The following is a 5319-nucleotide window of genomic DNA, read 5'->3' on the forward strand; positions in this document are numbered from 1 at the left end:
CCGGCGCGGCGCGAAACCGACACCATGGACACCTTCGTCGATTCGTCCTGGTATTTCGCCCGCTTCACCGCCCCCCACGCCGACACCCCGACCGACCGCACGGCGGCCGATGCGTGGCTGCCGGTGGACCAGTATATCGGCGGCATCGAGCACGCGATCCTGCACCTGCTCTATTCGCGCTTCTTCGTGCGTGCGATGCACCGGACCGGGCACATCGGCATCGACGAGCCGTTCGCCGGGCTGTTCACGCAGGGCATGGTGGTTCACGAGACCTACAAGGACATCGAAGGCCACTGGGTTTCGCCGGCGGAAATCGAGATCACCGAGTTCGAGGGCGGCCGCAAGGCCATCCACCTCGAAACCCGGCAGCCGGTGGAGATCGGCCCGATCGAGAAGATGTCGAAGTCGAAGAAGAACACCGTCGACCCCTCCGACATCATCGGCAGCTGGGGGGCGGATACCGCCCGCTGGTTCGTGCTGTCCGATTCGCCGCCCGAGCGCGACGTGATCTGGACCGAGGAAGGCGTGCAGGGCGCCCACCGCTTCGTGCAGCGCGTGTTCCGTCTGGTGGCGGAAAACGCCGCGCGCCTGCCGGCGCCGGGCACCGCGCCCGCGGCCGGCGAGGGCGGCGACATCCGCAAGGCCGCCCACCGCACGCTGAAAGCGGTGGAAGGCGATATCGAGGGCCTCGCTTTCAACCGCGCGGTCGCCCGCCTCTATGAATATGTCAACGTGCTCGCCCGCGCGGCGCAGGACGATGCGGCCGGCAAGGACGGCGCGGCCCTGCGCGAGGGGCTGGAATTCCTCGTCGCCATGATTGCGCCGATGATGCCGCATCTGGCCGAGGAGTGCTGGGCGATGCTGGGCCACGGCACGCTGGTGGCGGAAACGCCCTGGCCGGCGTTCGATGCGGCGCTGACGGTGGAAAACACCGTGGTGCTGCCGGTTCAGGTCAACGGCAAGCGGCGCGGCGAAATCACCGTGTCGCGCGATGCGCCGGCGGCGGAAATCGAGGCCGCGGTGCTGGCGATGGAAGACGTGCAGCGCTACCTTGAGGGCCGCCCGGCCCGCAAGGTCATCGTGGTTCCGCAGAGGATCGTCAATGTCGTTGGATGACCGGAAGGCGCGCCGCCCGGCGGGCGCAATCGAAGACGTCGCGCCGAGCCGCCGCGCCTTTCTGGGCTTCATGGGCCTGACGGGCGCCGCCACGCTGCTGGCCGGCTGTCAGGCCCGCCCGCTCTATGCCGAACTCGGCGCAACCAGCACGGAAGCCAACCGCGAGGTGCAGAGCCAGCTCGCGGCGATTTCCATCAGCGCGGCCGGCACGCGGGCCGATCAGGTGCTGCGCAACGAGCTGATCTATTCCTTCACCGGCGGCGGCGACGAGCAGAAGCCGCGCTACCACCTGCGCTTCATCACCTCCACCACCTCCGCGGCGGTGGCGGTGCAGGTCATGTCGCAGGTGCCGGCCTCGTACCTGCTCACCATGACGGCCAACTTCATGCTGACCGACAACGCCACCCAGCGCACCCTGCTGCGCGGCGTCAGCACCGCCGATGCCTCCTATGACTTCTCCAGCCAGCGCTTTGCCAACCTGCGGGCGCAGATCGATGCGGAGAACCGCGCCGCCAAGGTGATCGCCAGCGACATCCGCATCCGCGTCGCCGCCTATTTCGCCAGCGAACAGCAGAAGCACGGCGGGTGAGGCCGCCCGCGGGGAGAGCCGAGCGATGGCGGCGCTGAAGGGCAACGAGATCGACCGGCTGATTGCCGATCCCCGACGCCTGTCCGGCGTCATCCTCGTCTACGGCCCGGATCAGGGGCTGGTGGCGGAGCGGGCGGCCGCCATCGTGAAGGCGGCGAGCGCCGGCGTGGACGATCCGTTCTCCACCGTGCGCCTTGACGGCGCGGAGGTCGCCGCCGATCCGGCCCGCCTCGACGACGAGGCCCGCACCGTCGCCCTGTTCGGCGGCCGGCGCATCGTGTGGGTGCGCGAGGTCGGCGGCCGGACCATCGAAAACGCCGTGAAACCGCTGCTCGACACGCCGCCCGGCGATGCCGTGGTGGTGATCGAGGCCGGCGACCTGAAGAAGGGCACCGGCCTGCGCAAGCGTGTGGAAGACCACCGCACCGCCCTGGCCGTGCCGTGCTATGCCGATGCGGCGGCCGATCTCGACCGCGTCATTGCCGACGAGGCGAAGGCCGCCGGCCTCAGCGTGGACGACGATGCCCGGCAGGCGCTGCACCTGCTGCTCGGCGCCGACCGCCGGCTGACGCGCTCGGAGGTCGCCAAGCTCTGCCTCTATGCCCGCGGCACCGGGCGGGTGACGCTGGCCGATGTACGCGCCATCGTCGGCGATACCGCCGCCTTCGCCCTTGACGATGCCATCGATGCCGCGCTGAGCGGCGATGTCGCCGGCTTCGCGCGCGAGATGCGCCGCATCGAGGCCTCCGGCACCCATCCGTCCGTGCTGCTGACGGCGGCGCTGCGCCAGCTCCACACCCTTGCCCGCGGCCGCCTCGTGGTCGATGCCGGCGCCACCGCCTCGCAGGCGGTGGAGCGCATGGTTCCGCCGGTGTTCTTCCGGCGCAAGGCAACGGTCGCCCGCATCCTGTCGCTGTGGCCGACGCCAAGGCTGGAAGCCGCCGCCGGCCGCATCGACGAAGCCATCGTCCAGTCCCGCCTCAAGCCGGGCCTCGGCTACGAGATCGCCGCCGAGGCGCTGCTGGCGCTGGGCACCGCGGCGCGGGCGGCGGGGCGGCGCTGACAGACCGCCTTTACAAAGCTATCCCTGCGGGAGCAGGCTTGCGGCATTGACGTTTTCCGTGCGTGCCGATGGCTGCCGCCACTTTCTCCGGACATTTCATCATGCCTCTTTCCTCCTACCCGCGCGATCTTACCGGCTATGGCCGCAACCCGCCGCATCCGCACTGGCCGGGCGAGGCCCGGATCGCCGTGCAGTTCGTGCTGAACTATGAGGAGGGCGGCGAGAACTGCATCCTGCACGGCGATGCGGCCTCCGAGGCGTTCCTCTCCGAAATCGTCGGGGCCCAGCCCTGGCCCGGCCAGCGGCACATGAACATGGAGTCCATCTACGAGTACGGCTCCCGCGCCGGCTTCTGGAGATTGTGGCGTCTCTTCACGGAACGCAACGTGCCGGTGACGGTCTATGGTGTCGCAACCGCCATGGCCCGCAACCCCGAGGCGGTGGCCGCCATGAAGGAAGCCGACTGGGAGATCGCCTCTCACGGCTACAAGTGGATCGACTACAAGGACTATTCCGAGGAAGACGAGCGCGCCCACATGGAAGCGGCGATCCGCATCCACACAGAGGTGACCGGCGAACGCCCGCTCGGCTGGTATACGGGCCGCGCCTCCATCCACTCCACCAAGCTGGCCGCCGAAGAGGGCGGGTTCCTCTACTCGTCCGATACCTACGCCGACGACCTGCCCTACTGGATCGACAGCAGCAAGGGGCCGCACCTCATCATTCCCTACACGCTCGATGCCAACGACATGCGCTTTGCCACCGCGCAGGGCTTCAACACCGGCGACCACTTCTTCCACTACCTGCGCGATAATTTCGACGCACTCTATGCGGAAGGCGAGACCGCGCCGAAGTTCATGAACATCGGCCTGCACTGCCGCCTGATCGGCCGGCCGGGGCGCATCATGGGGCTGGCACGGTTCCTCGATTATGTGCAGGGCCACGACAGGGTGTGGCTGACGCGGCGCATCGATATTGCCCGCCACTGGCACGAACACCACGCGCCGAAGCCCTGAGCCGGCGCCGCAGCGCTGCCATGTCCGCCCCGCATCGCCGCCATCCGCCGGCCGGCGCCGTCGCCCTGTGGCGGGCGCTGCCGCTTGCCCTGCTGCTGGCGGCCGGCGGCCCGGCGCGGGCGCAGGCGCCGCCTGTCGGTCCAACGCAGGCCCCGCCCGCGGCCGTAACGCAGGCCCTGCCCGCGGCCGCAACCGCCCCCGCAGCCGCGCCGGAAGGCGAAGCGATGGATGCGCCGCCGCCCGCGCCGCTGCCCTGGCCGCTGCCGGCGGATGCGGCGGCGAGCGAACCGGCCGGCCGCCTGTTCGGCGCCGCGCCGGGGCCGGCGGCCGGGCCGGTCGCGGCCATCGGCGGCTATGCCCGCGGCTGCCTTGCCGGCGCCGTGCGCCTTGCCGACGACGGCCCCGGCTGGCAGGCGATGCGCCCCGCCCGCAACCGCCATTTCGGCACGCCGGACCTCGTCGCCTACCTGACGCGGCTGGCCGCCGATGCCCCGGCGTTCGGCTATCGCGGCATTCTCATCGGCGACATGTCGCAGCCGCGCGGCGGGCCCATGGCGACCGGCCATGCCAGCCACCAGACCGGGCTCGATACCGACCTGTGGTACGATCCGATGCCCGGTCATGTGCAGAGCCGCGACGAGCGCGAAACCCGCGCCGCCACCTCGCTGCTGCTGCCCGGCGCGCGCGAACTCGATCCGGCGAAATGGAGCCCGGCGCTCGGCGCCTTCGTGCGCCGGGCGGCGCGCGACCCGGCGGTTGAACGGGTGTTCGTGCATCCGGCGCTGAAGGCGTGGCTGTGCGCATGGCCGGCGGCCGGCGAAGGCGGCGGGCGCGGCTGGCTTGCGCGGGTGCGCCCCTACTGGGGCCATGACGATCACCTTCACGTGCGCCTTGCCTGCCCGCCCGGCATGGCCGCGTGCCGGCCGCAGGCCCCGCCGCCGCCGGGCGACGGCTGCGACGCAACCCTTGCATGGTGGTTCACCGACGAGCCGTGGACCCCGGCCGTGCCCCCGCCGCCGCCAAAGCCGCCGGTGATGCTGGCCGACCTGCCGCCGGCCTGCGCCGGCGTGCTCGCCGCACCGTGAAGCCCTGTGCGGGCGGGCCCGCCGCACCCTGAAACCCTGTGCGGGCGGGCCCGCCCCGCTCTGAAACCCTGCGCCGGCGGGCCCGCCGCGCCCGGAGGCAAACCCCGCCCGCGACCTTGCAGCCGGGGAAAGCGGGCTGTGCCGCAGCCGCCGGGCCACACTGTCGCCCCAATTCTTGCGCCCCCTTGGCGCGGGGAGCAGGCAGGAGCAGGAATGCGGTCCCTCAGGGGCAGGCTTTCTCTCGTCCGGATGGCAGACGCCGGCACAACCACCGGCCCGGCCGGGCGAAGATGGCCTGTAGACCGCGCGTTAACTCTTCGGTAAGCCTTCCGGGGTTCTATCCTGATGGGTGCGTTACCGGTGGCGCGTACCGGTCGAATTCATCTGGTTTTCACCCCCAAACGGGCAACCCGACACAGAGCGGCAGGAGACGATGCAGGTACGCAGGCT

The 5319-nt window shown here is 71.0% G+C and carries 5 protein-coding genes; all 5 read left to right on the forward strand.

Annotated features, from left to right (window positions below; genetic code table 11):
* A partial coding sequence (locus tag V7067_RS15120; protein ID WP_334176735.1) for a class I tRNA ligase family protein occupies nt 1-1116 on the forward strand: 1116 nt, incomplete at its 5' end.
* Nucleotides 1103-1705 (forward strand): LPS assembly lipoprotein LptE, encoded by a 603-nt coding sequence (lptE, locus tag V7067_RS15125; protein WP_334176736.1) that lies wholly within the window; start codon nt 1103-1105, stop codon nt 1703-1705. The genes V7067_RS15120 and lptE, both read left to right, overlap by 14 nt.
* Before the next feature lie 25 nt (nt 1706-1730).
* Nucleotides 1731-2768, forward strand: a complete 1038-nt coding sequence (holA, locus tag V7067_RS15130) for a DNA polymerase III subunit delta (RefSeq protein ID WP_334176737.1) — start codon at nt 1731-1733, stop codon at nt 2766-2768.
* 101 nt (nt 2769-2869) lie between these two features.
* Nucleotides 2870-3784 carry an allantoinase PuuE gene (gene puuE, locus V7067_RS15135; RefSeq protein WP_334176738.1) on the forward strand — a complete coding sequence of 305 codons (915 nt, stop codon included), beginning with the start codon at nt 2870-2872 and terminating at the stop codon, nt 3782-3784.
* Nucleotides 3785-3804: 20 nt separating this feature from the next.
* Nucleotides 3805-4869 carry a penicillin-insensitive murein endopeptidase gene (gene mepA / locus V7067_RS15140; protein ID WP_334176739.1) on the forward strand — a complete coding sequence of 355 codons (1065 nt, stop codon included), beginning with the start codon at nt 3805-3807 and terminating at the stop codon, nt 4867-4869.
* Nucleotides 4870-5319: the final 450 nt, after the last annotated feature.

Source organism: Pseudoxanthobacter sp. (genome assembly GCF_036822375.1).
GTDB lineage: Bacteria > Pseudomonadota > Alphaproteobacteria > Rhizobiales > Segnochrobactraceae > Pseudoxanthobacter.

Excerpts from the sequence above, each read along its gene's own strand:
- lptE (WP_334176736.1), top strand. The coding sequence starts at position 1,103 with ATGTCGTTGGATGACCGGAAGGCGCGCCGCCCGGCGGGCGCAATCGAA.
- holA (WP_334176737.1), top strand. The coding sequence starts at position 1,731 with ATGGCGGCGCTGAAGGGCAACGAGATCGACCGGCTGATTGCCGATCCC.
- puuE (WP_334176738.1), top strand. The coding sequence starts at position 2,870 with ATGCCTCTTTCCTCCTACCCGCGCGATCTTACCGGCTATGGCCGCAAC.
- mepA (WP_334176739.1), top strand. The coding sequence starts at position 3,805 with ATGTCCGCCCCGCATCGCCGCCATCCGCCGGCCGGCGCCGTCGCCCTG.